The 25,170-nt window shown below is 54.2% G+C and carries 21 protein-coding genes and 1 tRNA gene; 17 read left to right on the top strand and 5 right to left on the bottom strand.

All coding sequences use genetic code 11. The features are described 5' to 3' along the window. Window positions 1–77 precede the first annotated feature (77 nt). On the bottom strand, window positions 78–899 hold the full coding sequence (mutM, locus tag H8K27_RS02750) for a bifunctional DNA-formamidopyrimidine glycosylase/DNA-(apurinic or apyrimidinic site) lyase (RefSeq protein ID WP_186861661.1): 822 nt from the start codon (window positions 897–899) through the stop codon (window positions 78–80). A gap of 218 nt (window positions 900–1,117) precedes the next feature. Here mutM and H8K27_RS02745 point away from each other — a divergent pair, with 218 nt between their 5' ends. The 7 genes from H8K27_RS02745 to ggt all read left to right on the top strand — a co-directional run bounded on the left by H8K27_RS02745 (window position 1,118) and on the right by ggt (window position 8,398). After that, window positions 1,118–2,980, top strand: coding sequence for a tetratricopeptide repeat protein (locus tag H8K27_RS02745; RefSeq protein WP_186861660.1), 1,863 nt, complete (start codon window positions 1,118–1,120; stop codon window positions 2,978–2,980). An 80-nt stretch (window positions 2,981–3,060) separates the two neighbouring features. Further along, window positions 3,061–3,717 (top strand): lipoprotein insertase outer membrane protein LolB, encoded by a 657-nt coding sequence (gene lolB, locus H8K27_RS02740; RefSeq protein ID WP_186861659.1) that lies wholly within the window; start codon window positions 3,061–3,063, stop codon window positions 3,715–3,717. Continuing rightward, the gene (gene ispE, locus H8K27_RS02735) at window positions 3,714–4,583 is read left to right on the top strand and encodes a 4-(cytidine 5'-diphospho)-2-C-methyl-D-erythritol kinase (RefSeq protein WP_186861658.1); all 870 of its coding nucleotides are present in this window, start codon (window positions 3,714–3,716) and stop codon (window positions 4,581–4,583) included. Before lolB ends, ispE begins: the two co-directional genes overlap by 4 nt. 53 nt (window positions 4,584–4,636) lie before the next feature. Then, window positions 4,637–4,713, top strand: a tRNA-Gln gene (locus H8K27_RS02730). A 121-nt stretch (window positions 4,714–4,834) separates the two neighbouring features. Further along, a complete protein-coding gene (locus H8K27_RS02725; protein ID WP_186861657.1) occupies window positions 4,835–5,797 on the top strand; it encodes a ribose-phosphate pyrophosphokinase in 963 nt (320 codons plus the stop codon). A gap of 112 nt (window positions 5,798–5,909) precedes the next feature. Further along, entirely contained in the window at window positions 5,910–6,503 is a 594-nt protein-coding gene (locus H8K27_RS02720; protein ID WP_186861656.1) for a 50S ribosomal protein L25/general stress protein Ctc, read from the top strand. Between the two features lie 155 nt (window positions 6,504–6,658). Next, window positions 6,659–8,398, top strand: coding sequence for a gamma-glutamyltransferase (gene ggt / locus H8K27_RS02715; RefSeq protein WP_186861655.1), 1,740 nt, complete (start codon window positions 6,659–6,661; stop codon window positions 8,396–8,398). A gap of 111 nt (window positions 8,399–8,509) precedes the next feature. On the opposite strand, the gene H8K27_RS02710 is transcribed toward ggt, so the two are convergent. Then, window positions 8,510–9,124 (bottom strand): 5-formyltetrahydrofolate cyclo-ligase, encoded by a 615-nt coding sequence (locus H8K27_RS02710; RefSeq protein ID WP_230418838.1) that lies wholly within the window; start codon window positions 9,122–9,124, stop codon window positions 8,510–8,512. Window positions 9,125–9,158: 34 nt separating this feature from the next. Between H8K27_RS02710 and H8K27_RS02705 the strand changes: the two genes are divergently transcribed. The 4 genes from H8K27_RS02705 to H8K27_RS02690 all read left to right on the top strand — a co-directional run bounded on the left by H8K27_RS02705 (window position 9,159) and on the right by H8K27_RS02690 (window position 13,850). Further along, window positions 9,159–11,141, top strand: a complete 1,983-nt coding sequence (locus tag H8K27_RS02705) for a lytic transglycosylase domain-containing protein (RefSeq protein ID WP_186861654.1) — start codon at window positions 9,159–9,161, stop codon at window positions 11,139–11,141. Further along, entirely contained in the window at window positions 11,128–11,841 is a 714-nt protein-coding gene (locus H8K27_RS02700; RefSeq protein WP_186861653.1) for a glutathione S-transferase family protein, read from the top strand. The genes H8K27_RS02705 and H8K27_RS02700 overlap by 14 nt, the downstream gene beginning before the upstream one ends. Before the next feature lie 2 nt (window positions 11,842–11,843). After that, the gene (locus H8K27_RS02695) at window positions 11,844–13,076 is read left to right on the top strand and encodes a multifunctional CCA addition/repair protein (protein ID WP_186861652.1); all 1,233 of its coding nucleotides are present in this window, start codon (window positions 11,844–11,846) and stop codon (window positions 13,074–13,076) included. 96 nt (window positions 13,077–13,172) lie between these two features. After that, a complete protein-coding gene (locus H8K27_RS02690; RefSeq protein WP_186861651.1) occupies window positions 13,173–13,850 on the top strand; it encodes a GNAT family N-acetyltransferase in 678 nt (225 codons plus the stop codon). Between the two features lie 12 nt (window positions 13,851–13,862). Here the strand turns inward: H8K27_RS02690 and H8K27_RS02685 are convergent, their stop codons facing one another. Continuing rightward, complete coding sequence (locus H8K27_RS02685; RefSeq protein ID WP_186861650.1) at window positions 13,863–14,375, bottom strand: Lrp/AsnC family transcriptional regulator; 513 nt, start codon at window positions 14,373–14,375, stop codon at window positions 13,863–13,865. Window positions 14,376–14,574: 199 nt separating this feature from the next. Here H8K27_RS02685 and hppD point away from each other — a divergent pair, with 199 nt between their 5' ends. The 3 genes from hppD (at window position 14,575) to H8K27_RS16650 (ending at window position 18,715) form a co-directional block, all read left to right on the top strand. Continuing rightward, window positions 14,575–15,690: a 4-hydroxyphenylpyruvate dioxygenase gene (hppD, locus tag H8K27_RS02680; RefSeq protein ID WP_186861649.1), complete on the top strand. Its 1,116-nt coding sequence runs from the start codon at window positions 14,575–14,577 to the stop codon at window positions 15,688–15,690. An 81-nt stretch (window positions 15,691–15,771) separates the two neighbouring features. Then, on the top strand, window positions 15,772–16,650 hold the full coding sequence (gene phhA / locus H8K27_RS02675) for a phenylalanine 4-monooxygenase (RefSeq protein ID WP_186861648.1): 879 nt from the start codon (window positions 15,772–15,774) through the stop codon (window positions 16,648–16,650). Between the two features lie 409 nt (window positions 16,651–17,059). Then, the gene (locus H8K27_RS16650; RefSeq protein WP_186861647.1) at window positions 17,060–18,715 is read left to right on the top strand and encodes a methyl-accepting chemotaxis protein; all 1,656 of its coding nucleotides are present in this window, start codon (window positions 17,060–17,062) and stop codon (window positions 18,713–18,715) included. On the opposite strand, the gene H8K27_RS02665 is transcribed toward H8K27_RS16650, so the two are convergent. Together H8K27_RS02665 and H8K27_RS02660 are read right to left on the bottom strand one after the other, a co-directional pair. Beyond that, window positions 18,716–19,579 carry an LpxL/LpxP family acyltransferase gene (locus H8K27_RS02665; RefSeq protein ID WP_186861646.1) on the bottom strand — a complete coding sequence of 288 codons (864 nt, stop codon included), beginning with the start codon at window positions 19,577–19,579 and terminating at the stop codon, window positions 18,716–18,718. Further along, window positions 19,576–20,433, bottom strand: coding sequence for a lysophospholipid acyltransferase family protein (locus H8K27_RS02660; RefSeq protein WP_186861645.1), 858 nt, complete (start codon window positions 20,431–20,433; stop codon window positions 19,576–19,578). Before H8K27_RS02660 ends, H8K27_RS02665 begins: the two co-directional genes overlap by 4 nt. 232 nt (window positions 20,434–20,665) lie before the next feature. On the opposite strand from H8K27_RS02660, the gene metK reads away from it, so the two are divergent. The 3 genes from metK (at window position 20,666) to H8K27_RS02645 (ending at window position 25,090) form a co-directional block, all read left to right on the top strand. After that, window positions 20,666–21,847, top strand: a complete 1,182-nt coding sequence (gene metK / locus H8K27_RS02655) for a methionine adenosyltransferase (RefSeq protein WP_186861644.1) — start codon at window positions 20,666–20,668, stop codon at window positions 21,845–21,847. 73 nt (window positions 21,848–21,920) lie between these two features. Next, a complete protein-coding gene (locus tag H8K27_RS02650; protein ID WP_186861643.1) occupies window positions 21,921–22,796 on the top strand; it encodes a M14 family zinc carboxypeptidase in 876 nt (291 codons plus the stop codon). A gap of 182 nt (window positions 22,797–22,978) precedes the next feature. After that, complete coding sequence (locus H8K27_RS02645) at window positions 22,979–25,090, top strand: prolyl oligopeptidase family serine peptidase (RefSeq protein WP_186861642.1); 2,112 nt, start codon at window positions 22,979–22,981, stop codon at window positions 25,088–25,090. Window positions 25,091–25,170: the final 80 nt, after the last annotated feature.

Raw genomic sequence — 25,170 nt, 5'->3', positions numbered from 1 at the left:
ATATGGATGAACAGGAAAATACGCATAAAATGTGTTTTGACCAACAAAACCAGTACGGATTTAAAGGGGAATGCGGTCTATTTCTGACAATGCGGGCAATAAAAAGTGCTACGCTGTCCCTGCCGGATCTGCCTGACCGGATGCCCGCACAGGCGGCAAGGCGCTTCAGCCCGGTCATAAACAAAGTAAGTTTGCTGGAAGTAGCCGGTCTGTCCATCCACCCCGGTAAAATCTTTCAGCGTGCTGCCGCCCTGCCGGATCGCCTCTGCCAGCGTGTCCCGGATTGCCGGCACCAGCAAGCGGTAACGTGCGAGGCTGATTTTATTGGCCGGTGTTTCAGGATGAATCCTGGCCTTAAACAAACTCTCCGACGCATAAATATTCCCGACACCCACCACGATATCTCCCGCCAGCAATATCTGTTTGATACTGGCGCTCCGCTTGCGCGTCTGCCGGTGCAGCAAACCGGCGTCAAATTCCGGCTCCAGCGGCTCCACCCCCAACTTATGCAACAACGGATGTCCGCCGACGTCGCCCGCACCGGCATCATGCCAGAGCACAGCGCCAAAACGGCGCGGATCCGTCATGCGCAGCGCCGTCTCACCCATTACGATATCGATATGCTCATGCTTGCGCACCGGAGTTGCCGCTGGCAGCACGCGCAGATGACCCGACATGCCCAAGTGAATCAGTACGGTGCCATGTGCAAAATGCAGCAACAGGTATTTTCCCCGCCGCCCGGCTGACTGTACAAGCTGCCCGCGCAACAGCGCAGGCAGATTCGGCGGAAAAGGCCAGCGCAATCCTTCCCGGCGCATGATCACGTCGGTCACACGCTGTCCGGTCAGGTGAGGCTCAACGCCGCGCCGCGTAACTTCAACTTCGGGTAATTCAGGCATGGTCAGCTCAGACGGAAAAATAAATCATTCGGTTCAGGGATAAAAACAGCAGGGACACAGTCATAGTCAAGGTTGATGACATATCGGAAAAAAACACCGGAGCCGGACGGCCTGTGCCCTGACACCATACAATTTGACACACGGGACACTGCGCCGGTATCCCACGTTTCACCCAGTTCAGCGTAAAATCAATCATCCCTTGTTCATACGGATCTGTCTTGAAAACTTTTTCTGCCACTGTTTTTACTTCGTCTATTGTATCTGCACTCGTATCTGCATTCCGCCCGGCCATTCTGCTTGGCGGAGCTGCTCTGCTGTCGGCCTGTGCCGGGCTGGGTGGCGGGCATACGCTGCAATCGGAAGACGCACATCATGCCAGAGATGCGGCTCAGGCGGCCTTGTCGGCAGAAAAAGATCTGAACGGTCAGTCATCCCCGATCATCGACAGCCGTGACAAGCTGCCTTCGGTAGTGCTGACCGATGAATTATTTTATAAAATTCTGACAGCCGAAATTGCCTATCAGCGCGGCAGCTGGCAGGCAGCCTACGTCACCCTGATGAGCACCGCCCAGAAAACCGGCGACCCGCGGCTTGCCAAACGCTCGGCGGAAATTGCCCTGAGTGTGAAGCAGCCGGGTGAAGCCTTGTCTGCGATTCGCCTGTGGCGCGAACTGGCACCGCATTCCAATGAGGCCACCCAGTATTACCTCGGTTTCATGGTGATGAACAATAATCTGGCGGAAATCCAGAAAGTCTTTTCGGAAAAACTCGCCGAAGCCGAACCCAAACAATATGGCGTGATCATGTTGCAGGCGCAGCGTCTGCTGTCGCGCGCCCGGGATAAAAATGCTGCTTTTGATGTGTTGGAAGAAATTCTGATACCGTATAAAACCTTACCGGAAGCCCATCTGGCGCTGGCCCAGGGCGCCTACAGCAAAGGGGATAATCCGCGTGCGGTCAAAGAAGCGCAGCAGGTTCTGACGGCCCAGAGCGATTCCCAGCTCGCGATTCTGACCATTGCCCAGGCATCCTCCCAGCCGGAAGCACTGAAGGCGCTGAATGCGTTCATCTCGAAAAATCCGAAAGCGCGCGACGTCCGGCTGGCCTATGCCAGCATCCTGATCGATCAGAAACAGTTTGATAAAGCCACCGCAGAATTTGAGCATCTGCTCAAGGAAAAGCCGGAAGACCTGAGCACGCTGTATACCCTTGGTGTGCTGGCGATGGAAAGAAACAAATGGCAGGAGGCAGAAGACTATTTCATACGGCATCTGAAAATTTCTGCAGAAAAATCCGAAGAACCGGATACCACGCCTGTTCTGCTGAACCTGTCCCGCATCGCCTTTGAGCGCAAGGATTATCAGGCAGCACAAGACTGGCTGGCCAAAGTGGAGTCTCAGGATGGACGCAATCCTTCCTGGTTCAATGTGCAGATGCGGCGCGCCCACCTGTACGCAAAAATGGGGAAACTGGCGGAGGGTCTGCAGTTTCTGAAGAACTTAAAACCCGCCAATGAGAGCGAGCAATTACAGGTCATCCAGACCGAGGCGCAAATCCTGCGCGATAACGGGCAGCCGGAACAGGCATTGCAGGTTCTGCAGGACGGAAATAAAGCGCATCCGGATAATGCCGATCTGCTGTATGACTACGCGATGCTGCTGGAGTCTCAGAACCAGTACGCCGAGATGGAAATCGCATTACGGCGCATTATCACGCTCGCGCCCAACAGCCAGCATGCCTACAATGCTCTGGGTTATTCTTTCGCAGACCGGAATATACAGCTGGAGGAAGCACTGACTTTAATCACGAAGGCTGATCAGCTGGCACCGGATGATCCGTTTATTCTTGACAGCCTGGGCTGGGTCAAATTCCGCATGAAGCAATTTGAGGAGGCCGAAAAAGCGCTGCGTCACGCCTACGAACTGCGCCCGGACGCAGACATTGCAGCGCATTACGGCGAACTGCTGTGGACCATGGGACACAAAGACGCCGCACGTAAAATCTGGCGCGAAGGGCGGGCCAAAGATCCCGGCAACAGCTCTCTGAAAAGCACCCTGGAACGCCTGAACGTCAGACTGTAAAACGCATGCTCCCGGATGCCGTATCTGTCCGGGAATATCGTGCCCACCGTTTTTCCGCTCATCAGAAGCCACGACGCATCATGTTCAGATCCCTTCCCCTGCCGCAGATCGCCAGCTCGCTTGCACTTTACTGCTGTGCCGTCCTCGGCAGCGGCTGCACCACCACAACCGCCTTACAAACACCGGCGACGCACGCTGCTTCCGGTGTCAGCGCCCCGGAAACACCGGCGCGGCTGTATCAGAACCAAATTCAGCTCAGCGGCAAGATATCGGTCCGCTATGAACAGAATGGTAAGCCGCAAAATCTGACCGGAAATTTTGAATGGGATCAACAGGACGACCGCTTACAGATATTGCTCTCTTCTCCTCTGGGTCAGACGCTGGCGAGAATTACACAGAACGCACAGGGCGCAATGCTGGAACAGGAAGGGAAAATGCCGCACCAGGCGAATAATCTGGATCAGCTGATCAGCGATACGCTGCACTGGCCATTGCCGGTATCCGGCCTGCGCGACTGGCTGCAAGGCTTTGTCCGGACCAAGGATGGTCACCCGCTCGCCTTGCTGCCGGCAGACCAGACACTGGAAGCCGATGGCTGGAAAATCCGCTACGCCAGCTGGCACCAGAGCCCCGTTCAGCCCAAACGCATTGATCTGAGCCGCTACAGCCAGACCGCCGGTGAAGTCAGCCTGAGCATTTACCTTGAACCGTATCTTGACCCGCTTCAGAATCCATGAGCTCCACATTGATGCACTGCCCGGCGCCAGCCAAGCTGAATCTGTTTTTACACGTCACAGGAAGACGCGCAGATGGTTATCACCTGCTCCAGACTGCGTTCCAACTGATAGACCGCTCAGACATGCTTGATGTTGAAATCCGCACCGATGGAAAGATCGTGCGTTCCAATGACATTCCCGGCGTTCCCGCCGCAAGCGATTTGATTGTCAGGGCGGCACAGTTACTGCAGCAGGCAACTGGGTGCCCGTCCGGTGCCAATCTGACCTTGCATAAAATATTACCGATGGGCGGTGGTCTGGGCGGCGGCTCCTCGGATGCTGCCACGACCCTCATGGCACTGAATCATCTTTGGCACACTGGCCTGAGCCGCCAGCAACTCATGGAACTCGGCCTGCAGCTGGGTGCTGACGTCCCTTTTTTCATCTTCGGTGAAAATGCTTTTGCCGAAGGCGTGGGCGAAAAACTGCAGGCCATTCAAACGCCGGAATGCTGGTTTGTCGTGATCGAACCCGGTGTGCACATCCCGACACCGGCAATATTTTCCGCAAAAGAGTTGACAAGAGACACCAAGCCCGTCAGAATAGCGGACTTTTCCAGCAACGCAGAAATGCACTGGAAAAATGATCTGCAAACAGTTGCCTGCGCACTCTTTCCAGAAGTTGAAAACGCCATACGGTGGCTGTCTCAGTTTGGAAACGCGAAGATGACCGGTTCAGGATCCTGCGTATTCTGCGCATTCCCGGATGAAGCCAGCGCTTCACGGGTAATCAGGCAGATACCTGATCGCTGGGCTGCATGGAAGGCAAAAAGTTTAATTCGTCATCCGATGACAGAATTACTGCAGAAGGAAAATTTGGTTTGCTGACAGTTTAGCGCTAAAATAGCGCCCTATTCTGAGCAGCAGATAAACGGTTGTGTAGGGGAATCGCCAAGCTGGTTAAGGCACCGGATTTTGATTCCGGCATGCGAAGGTTCGAATCCTTCTTCCCCTGCCATTAAATTTAAAGCCGCCGCATGACAGTGCGGCGGCTTTTCAGTTTTTGTCTTTGATTTTTTTGCAAAAAGTCTATGCAAAATGATCAGATCTTCCAAAAAATTCAGCCGATAGGTTCCGCCATGGCAAACGCGCGCGTCAATGACAACATGATGGTCTTCACTGGCAATGCAAACCCTGCATTGGCAGCCGGAGTGGTCAAACAATTGGGGATACCGCTCGGCAAAGCAGACGTCTCGAAATTTTCTGACGGCGAAGTCGCTGTCGAGATCAATGAAAACGTCCGCGGCAAAGATATTTTCGTGCTGCAATCCACCTGCGCTCCGACCAATGACAATCTGATGGAAATCATGCTGATGGTCGATGCGCTGAAACGTGCCTCTGCCGGCCGCATTACCGCTGCCATCCCCTATTTTGGTTATGCCCGCCAGGACCGTCGCCCGCGTTCAGCCCGCGTTGCGATTTCAGCCAAAGTCGTCGCCAATATGCTGGAAGAAGCCGGTGTTGACCGCGTGCTGATCATGGATCTGCACGCCGATCAGATTCAGGGTTTCTTTGATATTCCGGTTGATAATATTTACGCATCACCGATCCTGCTGGGTGATCTGGTTTCTAAAAATTACGAAGATCTGCTGGTTGTCTCTCCTGACGTCGGCGGTGTGGTGCGCGCACGTGCGCTGGCCAAACGTCTGGGCTGTGATCTGGCCATCATTGATAAGCGCCGCCCGAAAGCCAACGTGTCGGAAGTCATGAACATCATCGGTGAAGTCGATGGCCGTAACTGCGTGATCATGGATGACATGGTCGATACTGCCGGTACGCTGACGAAAGCCGCTGAAGTGCTGAAAGAGCGTGGCGCCAAAAAAGTGCTGGCTTATTGTACGCACCCGGTTTTGTCCGGCCCGGCCATTCAGCGCATTTCCCAGTCGCCGCTGGATGAACTGGTCGTAACCGACACCATCCCGCTGTCTGATGCCGCCAAAGCATGTAGCAAAATCCGTCAACTGTCCTGTGACAGCCTGCTGGCTGAGACCTTCCGCCGGATCACCAAGGGTGAATCCGTGATGTCTTTGTTCACTGACTGATTGAACGGCAAGTTTTCCGTCCTCCGGTAAATCACCGGGAGACTTTTGATGTGCCCCTGGTCGCGGGGGTGCAAAACCGCAAGTTCATTCTTGCATTTTTTGGAGTAACACCATGAAAGTTATCGCATTTGCACGCAAAGAACAGGGGACCGGAGCGAGCCGCCGCCTGCGCAATGCTGGCCAGACACCTGGCATCATCTACGGCGGCACAGAAGCCCCGGTAGCGATCAGCCTGGATCACAATGCGCTGTACCATGCATTGAAAAAAGAAGCATTCCACTCTTCCATTCTTGATCTGGAAGTAGATGGCAAATCTGAGAAAGTCCTGCTGCGCGACTTCCAGGTTCACGCTTACAAGCAACTGGTTCTGCATGCTGATTTCCAGCGCGTTGATCCAAACAAGAAGATTCACGTTAAAGTGCCTCTGCACTTCGTAAACGCTGACGTTTCTCCTGCAGTCAAACTGGCATCCGCCGTCATCAGCCACGTTGCTGTTGAACTGGACGTATCCTGCCTGCCAGCAGACCTGCCTGAGTTCGTTGAAGTTGACCTGTCCACACTGGAAGCTGGTCAGTCTATCCACGTATCTCAGCTGCCATTGCCAAAAGGCGTGACAGCTGTTGTGCACGGTGATGACGCAACAGTGGCAATCGCCGTTGTTCCAGCAGGTGCAACTGCTGCCGAAGCGCAAGCTGAAGCAAAATAATTGCACCGGTACTGCCTGAGCGCCTGAGCCTCACGTTCAGGCTCTCCGGGTCAGTCATCAAAAGCCATCCTCCGGGATGGCTTTTTGTTTTTCAGAAAACACCTTGCATGATGAGATTGATTACAATGCGGAATTGACGCCACATCGGAGAACTCATGCTGCTGAAAAACAAACATCCCCTGCTGATGACCGTGTTGTGCGCCCTGACATTCGGCACCCCATCAGTACAGGCGCAGATTGCACCGAATATCCAGTACGACACCAGTGATCCCATCATCAGTCCGGTTCACAGTCAGCACGGCATGGTTTCCAGCGAACACGCACTGGCAAGCGAAGCCGGACTGGCGATGCTGCAACGGGGCGGCAATGCGGTGGATGCGGCCGTTGCCACCGGCTTTGCGCTTGCCGTGGTCTTACCCAATGCCGGCAATATCGGCGGCGGCGGTTTCATGTTGATTCACGATGCAGGATCAGGTCAGGATATTGCACTCGATTTCCGCGAAAGCGCACCAGCCCGGGCACACCGGGATATGTATCTCGATGCAGGCGGCAATGTCATTCCAGACAGCTCGACCTTCAGTCATCTGGCAATTGGCATTCCCGGCACAGTCGCTGGCCTGGAGCTGGCGCTGCGCAAATACGGCACACTGCCGTTGAAAGACGTGATGGCACCGGCAATCCGTTATGCCGAGCAGGGATTCGAGGTCAGCCCGCATCTGGCGGCGATGCTGCAGACGGAGCAAAAACATCTGGGACAGTGGCCATCAAGCAGGGCGATTTTTTTTAAAAACGGGCAGCCATTGCTCAGCGGTGACAGGCTGATACAAAAAGATCTGGCACATTCCCTGCGGCTGATCGCAACACAGGGGAGCAAAGCCTTCTACCAGGGTGAGATTGCGCAGAAAATCGCGGCAGAAATGCAGCAGCACCACGGCATGATCTCTTTACAGGATCTGAAAGACTACAAAGCCATTGAGCGCCAGCCTGTTCGCGGAAGCTACCGCGGCTACGAAGTCATCTCCATGCCGCCCCCCAGTTCCGGCGGTGTGCATATCATTCAGATGCTCAACATGCTGGAACACTATCCGCTGCGTGAACAGGGTGTCAACAGTGCGCAAACCCTGCACCAGATGAGCGAAGTGATGAAACTCGCTTATGCAGACCGTTCCGAATATCTGGGAGACCCTGCTTTTTATCAGGTACCGCTCAGGGGGCTGACCTCCAAAGCTTATGCCGGCCAGCTGATTCAGACAATCAATCCCGACCATGCCACGCCATCGGCGGCAATACGTCCCGGCAAACCGCAACCATACGAAAGCGATCAGACCACGCACTACAGCGTGGCGGACCAGAAAGGCAACGTCGTGGCAACGACTTACACCCTGAATCTGAATTTCGGCAGCGGGATTGTCGCCAGCGGTACCGGCATTTTGCTGAATAATGAAATGGATGATTTTTCGGTCAAGGCAGGTGTTCCCAATGCCTTCGGCCTGGTCGGCGGGGAAGCCAACTCCGTCCGCGCCGGGAAACGGCCTTTAAGTTCGATGTCGCCCACCATCGTGCTGAAACAAGGCAAACCTTTTCTGGTGACAGGTAGTCCGGGCGGCAGCCGGATTATCACCACCACCCTGCAAACCATTCTGAACGTCATCGACCATGGCATGAATGTCGCTGAAGCCGCACTGACGCCACGCGTCCATCAGCAATGGATGCCAGATCAGCTGCGTTACGAAAAGGGAATCAGCGCCGACACCCTGCGCATACTGGAGCAAAAAGGGCAACATCTGGTTGCCAGCCCGGTCATGGGAAAAACCCAGACCATACAAATCTCAGCCGAGGGCTTCGACGGTTTTTCCGACCCGAGAAATCCGGATGGCAAGGCAATCGGTTACTGAGGCTCTTCAAACGGTTAAGGCAGCCGGAACGATCAACATCGCCGCAGGATACCGGTGGCAGCAGACAAAATCTGATACACCAGTATCCGGCCGCATTGGCAGCCCGACAAATCAGGACTGATGGCCACCAGTACAGGCATCAGCCTGATCTTCCGTCAGCATCCATTGCATCGGGATATCATGCTCCCCGGGCAAAAAATCCGCCTGCGCACAGCGATAAGCCACGCCCAGTGCCCGGATCGAAGGAAACGCTGCCAGCGTACGGTCATAAAATCCACCGCCATATCCGAGCCGGTAAGCATCTGCATTAAAACCGACGCAAGGCACCAGCACGACCTCTGGCATCAGCAAATGCGTGCGCTGTGCCGGTAATGGAATGCCGTATCTGTCTGCTTCCATCGCATCACCGGGCTGCCAGGCCAGGAACTGCAATGGTGCATCCGCCTGCACCACCCAGGGTAGTGCCAGCGATATCCCCATCGACACCAGCTGCGGATAACAGGCACGTAAATCAGGTTCAGCCTGAATCGGCCAATAAACCGCCAGACTGGATGGCTGCTGTTGATGGCACCAGTCCAGCAGTTGTTGCATCAGCACAGCATCCCATTGTTGCCGTAACGAAGGGGCGGTCTGAAGCCTCTGCTGCAGGAGCCGCCGGCGCAAGGCGTTGCGTTCACCTGAGGCTTGCATCACTGGCAGGTGTTCGGTAGGAGGTGGCTGTGTCATACTGTCAGCTATAGTTTCTGATAACGATGCAAAGATGTTTCTGAAAAAAAACTTAATCAGTCTTAGCCTGGTGATCTTAGCAGGTTTTGGCATACTGTCAGGCGCAGCCGCTGCTACACCTAAAAAGGGATTCATCACGGACGATGACCGCTTCATGGCCTTGCGCGATGCCGGTTTGCACGATGATCCGGCGAATGCAGAACAACACGCGGCAGCACTGGCGAATTACGATATCCCATCCTACGTCGATTATTACCGCATCCGCTCACATCTGTACCGGGCTTCCAATACCGAAATCCGCGACTTTATCAGCCGCTACGACGGCAGCGCCATTGCCGACAGAATGCGTAACGACTGGCTGCTGCTGTTAGCGAAACGCGGCGAGTGGGATCTGTTCGATCAGCAATATCCGTTGTTTGTGGTGGCCGACGACAATCAGTTGCGCTGCTACGCCCTGCTGTCCAAAGCAAGCCGTCAGCAGAACGTCGCCAGTGACGCCAAAAATCTGCTGAATACACCGCGCGATTATGGCGAAGGATGCTATGCGCTTGTCAGTTATTTGTATGCCAACAAGCAATTGAACCAGGACGATTTATGGGCACAAATGCGCATGGCAGCAGAAAATAATTCCCTGCCGCTGGCATTGCGTTTAGGAAAATTGCTGGATCTAAATGAAAAGCGCCTGACCGAAGCATTCGACAAACCTGCACGCTTGCTGAAAAAAGGACCGGACAATGCGCGCACGGCCAGGGAATTATATGTGCTGGCATTGGGACGCATGGCTAGAACCGACACAGAGGATGCGGCGGAAAAACTGTCTCGCTTCGGTGCACGCCTGAATGACAGTGAGCGCGCCAATGCCTGGGCGCTGATTGCGCTCCAGTCCGCCCTCAAACTGGAGCCTGATGCGCTCGGTTACTGGACCCGCACCGGCAATGCCACGCTCTCCAGTGAAGCACTGCAATGGCGGATCAGAACCGCCTTGCGTGAAGGCGACTGGAAGCTGGTAAAGAATGCGATTACACAGCTCCCGCCCAGATTGCGTAATGAGCCTGCATGGCTATACTGGTATGGTCGCGCATTAAAAGCGGATGGAAAAACCGAAGAAGCCCGGCAGATTTTCAGCAGCATCACTGATCAGATACATTTCTACGGGCAACTGGCTCTGGAAGAAAATGGTCAGAAGATCGGTGTGCCGGTATCGGTCAGACCAGTCACGGCGGAAGAACTGTCTGCTATTGAGAAAAACCAGAATCTGCAGCGCGCCCTGCGTTTTTACGCGATGAATCTGCGGCTGGAAGGCACCCGCGAATGGAATTGGGAATTGCGCAAAATGAACGAACGTCAGCATATTGTGGCTGCTGAACTGGCTCGCAAAAACAATCTGCTCGACCGCATGGTGAATACCTCCGACCGCACCCGGGAAGAAATGGATTTCAGTCAGCGTTTTCCGACACCGTTTAATGACAGCATGTACAAGACCACGCAGGCATTAGGGCTCGATATGGCATGGGTATATGGCCTCATCCGTCAGGAATCCCGCTTTATCATGACCGCCAGATCGCATGTCGGCGCATCGGGGCTGATGCAGATCATGCCTGCGACCGCGCGTTACGTGGCAAAAAAAATGGGACTGGGAAATTTTGTTCCGGAACAGGTCAATGACGTCGAAACCAATATCGCGCTCGGCACCAACTATCTGAACATGGTGCTGACCGACCTGGGTGGTTCGCAGGCTCTGGCATCCGCCGCCTATAATGCCGGACCGGGACGGCCGCGTGCCTGGCGCGCCAAACTGACGCATCCCGTGGAAGGCGCCATTTTTACAGAAACCATCCCATTCAATGAGACGCGCAATTATGTAAAAAACGTCCTGTCGAACGCGACTTATTACGCCGCGTTGTTTGAGAAAAAACCACAGTCACTGAAAGCCCGTCTGGGTACGGTCGTACCGAAAGGCATGTCCGCCAGTGATGCCGAAATACCTGACGAATCGAACACCAATGCAAGATACTGAAATTCACCCTGCACTCGCCGCATTGTTACGCGAGCACCGCTCGCATCTGTTGCTGGTCATCGGAAATAAAAATTACTCCTCCTGGTCTATGCGTCCGTGGGTTGTCATGAAGGCATTCGGCATTCCGTTTGAAGAAGTCCGCATCCCCTTAGGGCAGCCAGATACCACCTCCAGAATTAGCGCCTACTCCGCAGCCGGCAAAGTACCCATTCTGGTTGCTGACGACATTACGGTCTGGGATTCTATGGCCATCTGCGAATTTCTGGCAGACCAGTTCTCGATCCTGAATCTGTGGCCGGAAGACATTGCAGCCCGCGCCCATGCACGCAGCATCTGTGCGGAGATGCACTCCGGCTTCTCCTCCTTACGCTTTGATATGCCGATGAATATCCGCGCTGAACTGCATGGAAAAGGCAGGACACTGGGCGCCCAGGCAGACATTGGCCGCATCAGCGAAATCTGGGAAGACTGCCTGGCCCGTTTTGGACCGAATGCATTTTTATTTGGTGATTTCTCGATTGCTGATGCCTACTTTGCACCGGTTGTCATGCGTTTCCGCACCTACGGCGTTTCCCTGGCACCGGCGCTGCAAGCCTATGCAGACCGCGTCTGCGCTCATCCTGCCGTCGCGCAATGGATGCAGGAGGCTAATGCAGAAACCGAAAGTGTGCCATGGCATGATGCACGTTCTGAAGGCTGACGATGAGCTGCACCTATGTCGTCGGCGGTGCAGTCAGGGATTCCCTGCTGGGATTACCGGTACAGGACAAGGATTATGTCGTCGTCGGCAGCTCGCCGGAGCAAATGCTGGCACAGGGCTTCCTGCCGGTCGGCAAAGATTTTCCGGTATTCCTGCACCCCAAAACACATGAAGAATACGCTCTTGCCCGCACCGAAAGAAAAACAGCCACAGGCTATAAAGGCTTTGTTTTCCACACCGATCCACACGTCACGCTTGAGCAGGATCTGATCCGGCGCGATCTGACGGTCAACGCAATCGCCCAGGATCAGAATGGTGTTCTGACTGATCCGTTCGGCGGTCAGGCCGACTTGCAGCAACGCCTGTTTCGCCACGTTTCGCCAGCCTTTGCCGAAGACCCGGTGCGGATACTGCGCGTGGCGCGCTTTGCCGCCCGCTTTTCCGTTGAACCGCATGCGTTTTCGGTCGCACCGGAAACCATGCGTCTGATGCAGGAAATGGTCGAAGCTGGCGAAGTGGATGCGCTGGTGCCGGAACGGATCTGGCAGGAACTGTCGCGCGGCCTGATGGAAATCAAACCGTCACGCATGTTTGAAGTCTTGCGTGAATGTGGTGCTCTGCGACGCATCCTGCCCGAGCTGGATGCCCTGTGGGGAGTACCCCAGCCAGCGAAATATCATCCGGAAATCGATACCGGTATTCATGTGATGCTCGCCATTGACTACGCGGCTGCGCAAGCTTACTCCCTGCCAATCCGGTTTGCCGCCCTGCTGCATGACCTCGGTAAGGGTGTTACGCCCTCTGCCCTGTGGCCGGCGCATCATGGCCATGAAGAACACAGCGCCAGACTGGTGAATCAGGTCTGCCTGCGCCTGAAAGCGCCGTCAGAATGCCGCGATCTGGCCTACATGACCGCACGCGATCACGGCAATATCGGCAAGGCACTCGAGATGCGGGCATCAACGCTGGTCGATCTGCTGAGCCGGAATGACGCATTCCGCAAACCCCAGCGCTTTCTGGATATGCTGACGGCGACAGAATGCGATTGCTTTGGGCGCAGCGGACTGGATCATATCCGTTTCCCGCAAGCGGCGTATCTGAAACAAATCCTGACTGCAATGCAACATATCGATGCCGGAGCAATCGCCCGCCAGTATCAGGACCGTCCGCAACGAATTCCTGAAGCCATCAGGGAAGCCAGGATTCTTGCGGCGCAACAAATGAAAGCAGACTGATCTCATCACAGAGGGAATGTTTTCTGGAATAATCGGCTAACATCGCCTACAATGCGATTGTGCACTGCACCAATTTACTTGCAGTAAGGACACATCATGAATCCTGCCGATATCTTTCCGACCAGTTTCAACTCCCATTCGCCTGCCAAGCCGACGGTTTACGTCAAAGAATTGTCAGAAAAAGACCGGCACAGGATACTGAGGCACTTCCTTGCGCTGGAAGAAAGTGACCGTTTATTGCGTTTCGGCACCTATTTGCCGGATGCCATGATAGAGAAATACGTGGAAGGCCTCGACTTCTCCCGCGATAAGGTGTTCGGCGTCATGAGTCATCATTTCCGCCTGGTCGGCGTCGGACATCTGGCTTTTGCGCCCCGCAGCGAAAAAGATGAAGCCACCGACAAGGATACGGTGGCAGAATTCGGTGTGTCAGTTTCCAAAGATGCCCGCGGCAAAGGTGTGGGCGCCAAACTGTTTGAACGCGGCGCAATCCATTGCCGCAATGCCGATGTCGACACCCTGTACATGCACTGTCTGTCCTCCAACCAGACCATGATCCATATCGCAAAAAAAGCAGGCATGGAAATTCACCGCGAATACGGCGAAGCGGATGCTTACCTGAAGCTGCTTCCTGCCGATGCGGTCAGCGTCCTGAGAGAAGCCGTCCAGGAACAGGTCGCGGCAATCGACTACACCATCAAAGCCAATGCCCGGGCGGCAGCCAAATGGCTCAGGCATTTGCCCGGCGTGAGTGATATCGGCAAAAACAAATAAACTGCACCAGAGCTAAGCTATTCCCAGCACGGGTAATGCCGTGGTGTCCTTGATCTGCTGTAAAGCGAAGCTGGATTTGACATCCAGCACTGCCGGGTGACGCAACAGCGTTTCCATCATGAACCGGGAGAAATGATCCATATCTTCCACATGCACCCGAAGCAGGTAATCCATTTCCCCGGTCATTGCATAACAGGCCATGACTTCCGGCCATTGTCCGACAGACGCCGAAAAATCTTCCCGCGGAGAGCGCGATACCCCCGATCCTACCTTCCCAGGCTGATCACTGTGCTTTTCCAGCCGGACATTAACGTAAGCCAGCAGGCCCAGTCCGATTTTTGCCGGTTCGAGCAAAGCGACATACTGACGGATCACGCCAGTTTCTTCCAGCCGTTTGATGCGGCGCAGGCAGGGCGAGGGCGAGAGGCTGATCCGTTCCGCAATTTCCTGATTCGTCAGTCGCCCGTCTGCCTGCAGGATCGCGAGTATCTTCCGGTCGATTTTATCCAATACAACTGAAGCCATAATCCACCTTAAATTTAAAATTACACGCAATATTATTGCTCAAATTAAATCATCATTGGCTTATTTTGAAATTTAATCGCGCATGGCGCGGACTATACTGTGAGTTTGATCTGCATCAAATCAGCTACAGATAAAAAATGCGCGGGCAGCATTCAACTGGTTTGAACGGATTTTTCATGATTTCACACAGGAGACAGGCATGACTTTCCAGACTTGGGAAAACCCGATGGGTACTGATGGTTTTGAGTTTATCGAATACGCTGCACCCGATCCGAAAGCGATGGGCGAATTATTCATCAGCATGGGTTTTACGGCGATTGCCAGACACCGTACCAAGGATGTGACACTGTACCGTCAAGGCGGTGTGAATTTCATCATCAACGCCGAACCGGATTCTTTCGCCCAGAAATTCGCCCGCAAACACGGCCCTTGCGTCTGCGCATTTGCATTCCGCGTCAAAGATGCCAACGCTGCCTACAAACGCGCTCTGGAACTGGGCGCCTGGGGTTTCGATAACAAAACCGGTCCGATGGAACTGAACATTCCAGCCATCAAAGGCATCGGTGACTCGCTGATTTATTTCGTTGACCGCTGGCAAGGCAAAGACGGCGCAGAAGCCGGTGCCATCGGCAATATCAGCATCTATGACGCCGATTTCGTGGCGATTCCCGGCGTTGCATCCAACCCGGTCGGCAACGGTCTGACCTACATCGATCACCTGACACATAACGTGCATCGCGGCCGCATGAAAGAATGGGCAGATTTCTATGAAACTCTGTTCAATTTCCGTGAAATCCGTTACTTCGATATCGCCGGCAAACACACTGGGTTGAAGTCGAAAGCGATGACTTCGCCTTGCGGCAAAATCCGCATTCCGATCAACGAATCATCGGATGACAAATCCCAGATCGCCGAATATCTCGACCTGTATCACGGCGAAGGCGTGCAGCATATCGCGATGGGCACCGACAATGTCTACAAAACGGTCAGCGACATGAAAGCCGCCGGCGTGGTATTCCAGGACACGATAGAAACCTACTACGATCTGGTGGACCGCCGTCTGCCGGGTCACGGTGAAAACCTCGAAGAACTGCGCAAACTGCGCATCCTGATCGACGGCAAGAGCACAGAAACTTCGCGCGAATTGCTGTTGCAGATTTTCACCACGACGGTCATCGGTCCGATTTTCTTTGAAATCATTCAGCGTAAAGGCGATCAGGGATTTGGTGAAGGTAATTTCCGCGCCCTGTTTGAATCGATCGAACTTGATCAGATTCGCCGTGGCGTGCTGAAAGACGACAAAACACCAGCCTGATACGGAAAGCAGGCAGGTAACGGAGACAAACCAAAAGGCTGACTGACCATGTCGGCCTTTTCTTATACAGCAAAGAAAAAAATGGATACCACAGTCAGCAATGAAGATTTTCTGGCGACCGTCGCTGAAAAATCGCACGGCGCCGCTTTACGCGGCGATTATGAACACGCCGATGCCCATTACGTCGTACAGCAGGACTGGGCCGCCTACACGGAAGCGGAACACGAACTCTGGCGCAAGCTGTACCAGCGCCAGATGGCGTTATTGCCGGGGCGTGCATGCGATGAATTCATCGATGCCCTGCATAAGATGGATGCCGCCGGCGGCATTCCGGAATTTGAAAAAACTTCGGCAGAATTATTTGCCGCAACCGGATGGAAAATTGTCGCGGTGCCGGGTCTTATTCCGGAGCTGACATTTTTTGAACATCTCGCCAACCGCCGCTTTCCAGTGACGGTCTGGCTGCGCAAACCAGAAGAATTCAACTACATCGTCGAACCCGATGTGTTCCACGATTTCTTCGGTCACGTGCCGATGCTGTTCAATCCGGTATTTGCCGATTATATGCAGCGCTATGGTCAGGGCGGACTCAAGGCCATGAAACTGGGCGGACTGGATCAGCTGGCCCGTCTGTACTGGTACACCGTGGAATTCGGGCTCATCAATACGCCGCAGGGAATGCGCATTTACGGCGCCGGTATTTTATCTTCCGGCGGTGAAGTCGAATATTGCCTGACTCCCGGAACCGCCTCGCGCCATATCCATTTACAGATAGAACGCTGCCTGAATACTTTGTACAAAATCGATACCTATCAGGAAACCTATTTCGTGATTCAGAATTTTCAGGAACTGTTTGATGGCACGGCGCCAGACTTCGCGCCATATTATGAAAGGCTCAGATCTGCAGAACCATTTCCTGCCAACACGCTGCTGCCGCAGGAAACAGAACTGCTACCCTGATCCCCTCCGAGATCAGCATTTGCTGCATCACCAATCAGGCACATGGACATCATATCCATGTGCTTTTTTTATTTTCACGGTTCAGATCGGTTGATGATTACTCCGTTTTTTCAATCTTGAGCAACTCTGGATTACCTCTTCATAGAGCAGTCATACCGTTGCAGCCCGTATTGATTTAGATCATATCCTGTACAAGCAAGCGCATGCTGATGCACACGGGGTAACGCTGCTTGATGAAGCGCAAGATTCAACGTTATTCAACAATTTTCCTGCGCCATCCCTGCAAGAATCTCACTGTTCTCAATGCATTTCACATCAACTCCAAGCTGACGCATTGATCTTCCCGGTAAGCGCTGAAAATCAACCAATTACCCGGTAATCAGGTTCAATTTATTTTGACGGACAACAGATGAAAATTCCTACTCTTACCCTGGGGCGCAGACTGGCCCTGAGTTTCGCAACTGTCTGCATTCTGATGGCGGTCATCATGACAATCGCGATCGTCATGCTGGGCCGGGTCAATGCAAGCACCAACGATATCGCCAGCGACCGGCTTCCCAAAATCATCAAGACCTACGAAACACAAAGCGAAATCGACAGCATCGCGATTTCGTTGCGCAATATGATGCTCAACGAAGACCAGGCTGACCGCCAGAAACAGATGGACCGGATATTGCAGGCACGACAGGTCATCCGTGAAAATGAGGCGCTGTTCGAACGTATCATCATCCTGCCTGCCGCGCTGCCGATTTTTCACCGGATGCAGGAAGCAGGTATGCAATATCTGGCAGGCCAGGAAAAACTGCTGAAACTGATCAATGAAGGTACGCCGGAACAGGCGCGCGCCAACCTGAACAACGAACTGCGTCCGATTCTCGCCCGCTATAAACAGTCGCTCGCAGAGATGGTTGTTTTTCAAAAGGATCTGACTGATGCCCGTAACAGCACGGCAAAAGCGGATTATGCCAACGCTCGCTGGCTGATGCTGTGTATCGGCGGAATTGCGCTGATACTGGCCGCCGGAATCGCTTACACACTCACGCGCAGCCTGGTAAAGCAACTGGGCGGTGAGCCGGCGTATGCTGCTGAAATTGCCAATCTGATCGCTCACGGCGATCTGACAACACCGATTGAATTACATCCGTCGGATCACGGCAGCATGCTCTACACCATCAGGCTGATGCGGGACAGACTGGCAGACATCGTCGGCGGCGTACGTTCCGGTACGGATGCTATCGTCACGGCCGCGACACAGATTGCATCAGGCAATCAGGATCTCTCTGACCGCACAGAGCAACAGGCAGGATCGCTGGAAGAAACCGCTTCATCCATGGAAGAACTGACTGCCACGGTCGGGCAAAATGCCGCACATGCCTCCCAGGCCAGTCAGCTGGCTGCCAACGCATCCTCGGTTGCGATCAAAGGCGGGCAGATTGTCCAGGAAGTGGTGCAGTCCATGCACACCATTCATTCGTCCTCAGGAAAAATTGTGGACATTATCGGCGTGATTGACGGTATTGCATTTCAAACCAATATTCTGGCGCTGAATGCCGCCGTAGAAGCGGCACGCGCCGGTGAGCAGGGCCGAGGATTCGCCGTTGTGGCGGCAGAAGTGCGCAATCTAGCGCAACGCAGCGCCAATGCTGCACGTGAAATCAAGACGCTGATTCAGGCTTCTGCGGAAGAGGTATCGCATGGCAGCACACTGGTACAGGAAGCCGGCAGCACCATCCGGGAATTAGTAACAAGTGTGCAGCGGGTCAGCGATATCATTCATCATATTTCCAATGCCAGCCATGAACAGAGCAGCGGTATCCAGCAAGTGAATCAGGCAATCACCAGCATGGATGAAGTGACACAGCAAAATGCGGCACTGGTCGAAGAGTCTGCTGCAGCAGCAGAAAGCCTGCGCGAGCAGGCCATTGAATTATCGGGTCTGGTCAGTATTTTCAAACTGCACGGGATGGAGCAATCCGTCACATCCAGGCCTGTCCGGCTGCTGAATAAGTCACAAGCTAGCAATTCACAGTCTGTGCGGCGTCAGTCACTGTCCTATGCCGCTTAGTTAATATACGCCGGGCTCACCGGGTGGCTGTGTCTTAAACCGCTTGTGAGCCCAGAAATATTCTGCCGGTGCTTTCAGCACTTCCTGTTCAATAAACGCATTCATCTGGCGGGTCGCCATCGTGATATCGTCACCCGGATAATTATCCCAGGGAGCATGAAAACAGACCTTCCAGCCGCGATAATCCGGCAGCATCGTGGCAATCACCGGTACGACTTTGGCCTGCGTGCTGGCGGCCAGACGCGGCATGGCTGTCAGCGTGGCAGCGGGAACGCCGAAAAAAGGAATGAATTCTGCATTTTTGGCGCCAAAATCCATATCCGGTAACATGAAGTAAGGCAGTTTTTCCTGCATCGCCCGGATAATCGGCTTCACACCTTCGGCACGGGAAAACAGTTTCACCGGACGAAACCGCGACCGTCCCCGCCGCAGTGCCTGATCGAAAACCTTATTGCGTTGCTCGGTATAGATGGAGCACAGCGATGACTCCAGCATCACCGCAACCCCGGCGACATCGAGACACACAAAATGCGGACAAAGCAAAATAGTCGGGCCGGACTGAATCAGCGTCAGCGGCACGGCAGGTTCAACCTGAATCAGTTTTTTCAGACGCGTTTCAGATGCCCACCACAGAATGCCCCGCTCCAGAACACTGCGCGCATACAGCTGAAAATGACGCCGTGCAATCTGCCGCCGTTCTTCTTCACTGCGATCCGGCAGGCATAAACGAAGATTCGTCAGGGTAATATGGCGTCGCTTCCTGATAACAAAAAACAGGAGGTTACCCACTCCTTCTCCCATGCGTCCAAGCACCGGCAAAGGCAGCCAGTGCAGCAGCCACATCAGCGCCAGCACCAGTCTCATGGCTGCTCCGGCTGCACAGCATCCGGTCCGGCAACGCCTTGCGGCGTTTTATAACGGTTATAGCTCCAGAAATACTGCGCCGGAGAACGTGCAATCAGTTTTTCCATGGCCCGGTTAATCGCCTCTGCCTGGGTCACGGCATCCTCACCCAGTTCCTCATCAAATGCGACGAAGCGCACTACATATCCGCGTCCGCCCGGCAAACGTTCTGCGTAGGTCAGAATGATGGGAGAACCCGTCATACTATGCAGTTTGGCGGACAATGTCATGGTGTACGCTGGTTTGCCAAAAAACCTGGCCCAGACACCTTCACCCTGTTGCGGCACCTGATCCGGCAATAAACCGATTGCCTCGCCTTTTTTAAGCGCTTTCGCCATAATCCGGACGCCGGACAAATTGGTCGGTGCCAGCAGCAGATTCTCTCTGGCGCGCGCGCCCTCGATCAGCGGCTTGAGTGCGTCCTTGCGTGGCGGCCGGTACAACACCGTCAGCCGGGTCCGGGCTGCAATTTTCTGCGCCACAATTTCAAAACAGCCGAGATGCGGCGTCAGGAAGATGACACCTTTTTTCTGATCCAGCGCCTGCTGCACAAGCTCCCAGTTCTCCATTTCAGCGGTTTTCAACACCCGCTCAGGTCTGGCGCACCAGATAAACGGAAGCTCCAGTACATTTTTACCCGCTTCCTGCACGGCGGCCCGTAAATGCCGGGAAAAACCGGCTCTTCCCAGATTTTCCTGCAGACGACGACGATATGAAACAGATAACAGATAGACCAGCCAGCCCAGAACACTCCCAGTGAAATGCAGCACTGAAAGCGGAAGCAGCGATAAAAAACGGAATAAAGTGACAAGCATGACGCTGCTCAAGAATTCATGAAATGTGGAGGGGTATTCGACATAGTTAAAGCAGAAGGCGTAAAATAGCACACATTGGCAAACCGTTGGCTGCTCATTGAGCAAACGACAACCTGCCACCGCCGAGTTAACAGACAACTTGCGAGGCGGTTTATAAAACTCGCTAAAGCGTCGCAGGATCTCTATTCGACTGCGGCACATTTTTTTCGGTCATTTTTTACAGGAGCCTGCGATGGCAAATGATTTTCTCTTCACCTCAGAATCCGTCTCCGAAGGACATCCGGATAAAGTCGCGGACCAGATTTCCGATGCAATTCTGGATGCAATTCTGGAACAAGATCCCTACTCCCGCGTTGCGGCCGAAACCCTGACCAATACTGGTCTGGTCGTGCTGGCCGGTGAAATCACCACGCAGGCCAACGTGGATTACATTCAGGTCGCACGCGACACCATCAAGCGCATCGGCTACGACAATACGGAGTACGGCATCGATTACAAAGGCTGCGCCGTACTGGTCGCGTATGACAAGCAATCCAACGATATCGCCCAGGGCGTGGATCGCGCCAGCGACGATTATCTGAATATCGGCGCGGGTGATCAGGGCCTGATGTTTGGCTATGCCTGCGACGAAACACCGGAACTGATGCCGGCACCGATTTACTACGCGCACCGTCTGGTCGAACGTCAGGCACAATTGCGCAAGGACGGCCGCCTGCCTTTCCTGCGCCCGGACGCCAAATCCCAGGTCACCATGCGCTATGTCGATGGTAAGCCGCACAGTATTGATACCGTTGTGCTGTCGACCCAGCACAGCCCGGATCAAAGCGAAACATCGAGCAAGATGAAGCAATCCTTCATCGACGCCGTGATTGAGGAAATCATCAAGCCGGTACTGCCGAAAGAATGGCTGCAAGACACCAAATATCTGATTAATCCGACCGGTCGCTTTGTCATCGGCGGCCCGCAAGGCGATTGCGGTCTGACTGGCCGTAAAATCATCGTCGATACTTACGGTGGCGCCTGCCCGCACGGCGGCGGTGCGTTTTCCGGCAAAGACCCAACGAAGGTTGACCGTTCCGCCGCCTACGCGGCACGCTACGTCGCCAAAAACATCGTCGCTGCCGGTCTGGCGCGCCAGTGCCAGATTCAGGTCGCGTACGCCATTGGCGTGGCACGTCCGATGAACGTCACGGTGTATACCGAAGGGACGGGCGTGATTCCGGATGAGCAGATCGCCGCACTGGTGAATGCCCACTTTGACCTGCGCCCGAAAGGCATCATCCAAATGCTGGATCTGCTGCGTCCGATTTACTCCAAAACAGCTGCCTATGGTCATTTCGGCCGTGAAGAACCTGAATTCAGCTGGGAACGCACCGACAAAGCAGCCGTGCTGCGGACGGCTGCCGGTCTGTAACGCTTGAAAGGTCAGTCGCACGATGCAATGGAGTTCGTGGTACCGTTATTTCATTGCATCGTGTGCTTTTCGAATGCCGCGGGCAGTTCTGCTGTCGTTTTTTCTGATCGCTGAAACCAGTGCAGCAGCTTATACGCCGCGACCATCAAAGATCACCGACTGGTGCACACCGCTGGTTGCCAGACTGCCCAAGATCAGTCTACATGAGTGTCTCGGCAGCAAACTGTCACCCGCCGGCGCTTCCTCGCTCAATGGCTTCCCGCTGCTGATACGTGATCTGCCGGCGGATGCCAGACACACTCCGGCAATCAGAGTGCTTTTGCTGGGTGGTATTCATGGCGACGAGCAAACATCTTCGGCCATCGTATTCAAGTGGCTGGGCAATCTTCAGTCCGGCGCGCCGGAATTTCAATGGAAAATCGCTCCCGTCGTCAATCCTGACGGCCTGCTGGCGCCGAAACCGGTGCGTGTGAATGCGCGCGGCATCGATCTGAACCGCAATTTCCCAACACCTGACTGGCAAAAGGAAGCACCCGGCTACTGGGCCCGCGTGACCCGTAAAGACCCGCGCCGCTACCCCGGCAAAGCACCGATTTCAGAACCGGAAAGCCGCTGGGTCTATGACCTGATCGAAAAATACAAGCCCGATGTGATTATTTCGGTGCATGCCCCTTTCGGGGTACTCGATTTCGACGGCCCGACAACGCCGCCCAGCCGTTTTGGCAGGCTGGTATATAACCGGGTCGGCGTCTATCCTGGGTCACTCGGCAATTACAGCGGTGTGCACAAAGATATTCCGGTCGTGACCATCGAATTACCCAACGCTACGCAAATGCCCCCGGAAGCAGAAATTCAACGCATCTGGCTTGATATGCAGAAATGGATACGGCTGCATGTCGCTACACCGGTCAGAACAGCCAAAAACGCCTCTGCCGGTGTTGAGCGCTAAGAAATTTATTGCATTCACGCGCACCGCAGCTCCTCAGTGTGATGACGCCCTTCACCATTGAACCTTGTCGCCACTGAACTTATCGGCCACAAAATGGTCGATACAGATTCCCGTTGAGGAGACGCCATCCGCGATCAGCACTGATCCGGACATTACAAAAAATCCCATCAGAAAACTGAAAAATGCGCCCAACTTTCAAAATTATTTCGACAATCTATTTGCTTGGACTGGCAGGTATCGCCGCTGCACAAAGCAATGATCCCTACCAATGGCTGGAGGACGTCTCCGGCGACAAAGCTTTGCACTGGGTCAGGGAGCAGAACCAGATTACCCGCGACAAATTAAAACAGGATGCCGGTTACCGGCAACTGCGCCAGGATTTACTGGTCGTGCTGAACTCCAAAGACCGGATTCCCGGCATCCGCAAAATGGGAAACGCAGTTTATAACTTCTGGACAGATGCCGACCATCCGCGCGGCGTATGGCGCAAAACATCGCTGGAGGAATACCGGAAAAATCAGCCTGTCTGGGAAACCGTGCTGGATGTGGATGCGCTGGCCAAAACAGAGAAAGAAAACTGGGTCTACAAAGGCAGCGACTGCCGTGAACCCGTATTTGACCGTTGTCTGATCCAGCTATCACGCGGAGGCGCCGATGCTGTGGTATTGCGGGAATTCGATCTGAACAGCAAAAGCTTCGTCAAAGACGGTTTCACACTGCCGGAAGCCAAAATGACCGTTGACTGGCGTGACAGGGACAGCCTGTATGTGGCCACGGATTTTGGTTCCGGTTCACTGACCGACTCAGGATATGCACGCATCGTGAAAACCTGGAAACGCGGCACCCCGCTGGAGAGTGCCGACGCGCTCCTGGAAGGGAAAAAGACAGACATGAGTGTCAGCGCCCAGAACAGTCTGCATCATGGGATTGAGCATCATCTGGTGCACCGCCAGATCACGTTCTACACTTCGGAAACTTATTTGCTGGAAGATGGCAAATTAAGCAAACTCGATATCCCATCCAAAGCCGATGTCGGCTTCTTTAATACCCAGATGCTGGTTACGCCGCGTGAAGACTGGAATACCGGAGACAAGACCTATAAGTCGGGCAGCGTGCTGGCGGTGGATTTCGATGCTTTCCGTAAAGGCAGCCGAGCGTTCACCACCCTGTTTGAACCAGCTCCCGGCACTTCTTATACCGATTCGGCTTCAACGCAGAATTACCTGTTGCTGCAATCGCTGGACAATGTCAAAAGCCATCTCGTGGAATGGAAATTCGCTGACGGAAAATGGACTTCCCGTCAGGTCAGCCTGCCAACGATGGGGACAGTCTCTGTCAGACCAGTTGATGATACCAACAGCGACGATTACCTGCTGCGTTATTCCGATTATCTGACTCCCGATGTCTTGCTGATGGCACATGCCGGCAATGATCTGCGTGAACCGTTAAAATCTGCCCCGGCTTTTTTTGATGCTTCCCCTTATGAAATCGCACAACAGTTTGCCACCTCAAAAGATGGCACCAAAGTGCCTTATTTCATCGTCAAACGTAAAGATATGCCTTACGACGGTCAGAATCCGACTCTGCTGTACGGCTATGGCGGATTCCAGATTTCCCTGACACCGTCCTATTCCGGCGGTCTGGGAAAAACCTGGCTGGAAAAAGGCGGTGTCTATGTCGTAGCAAATATCCGCGGTGGCGGTGAATTTGGCCCACGCTGGCATCAGGCGGCGCTCAAAGAAAACCGTCAGCGCGCCTACGATGACTTTGCCGCTGTTGCGGAAGACCTGATCAGCACCAAAGTCACCTCGCCGCGGCATCTTGGCGCCATGGGCGGCAGCAACGGCGGTCTGCTGGCAGGTGTTGCGCTGACTCAGCGTCCTGACCTGTTTAATGCAGTTGTGAGCCAGGTTCCCCTGCTCGATATGCAGCGTTTTAACCAGCTGCTGGCAGGCGCATCGTGGATGGGCGAATACGGCAATCCGGATATTCCGGCGGAATGGGCTTATATCCGGCGCTATTCACCTTATCAGAACGTGAAAGCCGGGGTCCAGTATCCGAATGTCCTGTTCATCACGTCCACCCGTGATGACCGCGTTCACCCGGGTCATGCCAGAAAAATGGCGGCAAAAATGCTGGATCAGGGTCACAAAAATGTGTGGTACTACGAAAACACCGAAGGTGGGCACGGCGGCGCAGCAAACAATGAGCAACGCGCTGACATGAGTGCGATTACCTATGCCTTCCTGTGGAATATGCTGCAACCGGCGAACAGCGCCTATGCGGTGCATTAAACGGACAATCCGGTAGCGTCTGGCAGTACCATTGAATGAATGGCCGGACTGGTGCGGATTTTATCGATTCCGCCGGATGA

It is taken from the genome of Cognatundibacterium griseum (assembly GCF_014284195.1).
Taxonomy (GTDB): Bacteria; Pseudomonadota; Gammaproteobacteria; order Burkholderiales; family Burkholderiaceae_D; genus Undibacterium; species Undibacterium griseum.
This window is presented reverse-complemented; position numbering and strand designations above follow the sequence as displayed.

Coding starts and splice junctions, on each gene's coding strand:
- mutM (WP_186861661.1), bottom strand. CDS start 899: ATGCCTGAATTACCCGAAGTTGAAGTTACGCGGCGCGGCGTTGAGCCT.
- lolB (WP_186861659.1), top strand. CDS start 3,061: ATGTTCAGATCCCTTCCCCTGCCGCAGATCGCCAGCTCGCTTGCACTT.
- ispE (WP_186861658.1), top strand. CDS start 3,714: ATGAGCTCCACATTGATGCACTGCCCGGCGCCAGCCAAGCTGAATCTG.
- H8K27_RS02725 (WP_186861657.1), top strand. CDS start 4,835: ATGGCAAACGCGCGCGTCAATGACAACATGATGGTCTTCACTGGCAAT.
- H8K27_RS02720 (WP_186861656.1), top strand. CDS start 5,910: ATGAAAGTTATCGCATTTGCACGCAAAGAACAGGGGACCGGAGCGAGC.
- ggt (WP_186861655.1), top strand. CDS start 6,659: ATGCTGCTGAAAAACAAACATCCCCTGCTGATGACCGTGTTGTGCGCC.
- H8K27_RS02710 (WP_230418838.1), bottom strand. CDS start 9,124: ATGACACAGCCACCTCCTACCGAACACCTGCCAGTGATGCAAGCCTCA.
- H8K27_RS02705 (WP_186861654.1), top strand. CDS start 9,159: ATGTTTCTGAAAAAAAACTTAATCAGTCTTAGCCTGGTGATCTTAGCA.
- H8K27_RS02700 (WP_186861653.1), top strand. CDS start 11,128: ATGCAAGATACTGAAATTCACCCTGCACTCGCCGCATTGTTACGCGAG.
- H8K27_RS02695 (WP_186861652.1), top strand. CDS start 11,844: ATGAGCTGCACCTATGTCGTCGGCGGTGCAGTCAGGGATTCCCTGCTG.
- H8K27_RS02690 (WP_186861651.1), top strand. CDS start 13,173: ATGAATCCTGCCGATATCTTTCCGACCAGTTTCAACTCCCATTCGCCT.
- H8K27_RS02685 (WP_186861650.1), bottom strand. CDS start 14,375: ATGGCTTCAGTTGTATTGGATAAAATCGACCGGAAGATACTCGCGATC.
- hppD (WP_186861649.1), top strand. CDS start 14,575: ATGACTTTCCAGACTTGGGAAAACCCGATGGGTACTGATGGTTTTGAG.
- phhA (WP_186861648.1), top strand. CDS start 15,772: ATGGATACCACAGTCAGCAATGAAGATTTTCTGGCGACCGTCGCTGAA.
- H8K27_RS16650 (WP_186861647.1), top strand. CDS start 17,060: ATGAAAATTCCTACTCTTACCCTGGGGCGCAGACTGGCCCTGAGTTTC.
- H8K27_RS02665 (WP_186861646.1), bottom strand. CDS start 19,579: ATGAGACTGGTGCTGGCGCTGATGTGGCTGCTGCACTGGCTGCCTTTG.
- H8K27_RS02660 (WP_186861645.1), bottom strand. CDS start 20,433: ATGCTTGTCACTTTATTCCGTTTTTTATCGCTGCTTCCGCTTTCAGTG.
- metK (WP_186861644.1), top strand. CDS start 20,666: ATGGCAAATGATTTTCTCTTCACCTCAGAATCCGTCTCCGAAGGACAT.
- H8K27_RS02650 (WP_186861643.1), top strand. CDS start 21,921: ATGCCGCGGGCAGTTCTGCTGTCGTTTTTTCTGATCGCTGAAACCAGT.
- H8K27_RS02645 (WP_186861642.1), top strand. CDS start 22,979: ATGCGCCCAACTTTCAAAATTATTTCGACAATCTATTTGCTTGGACTG.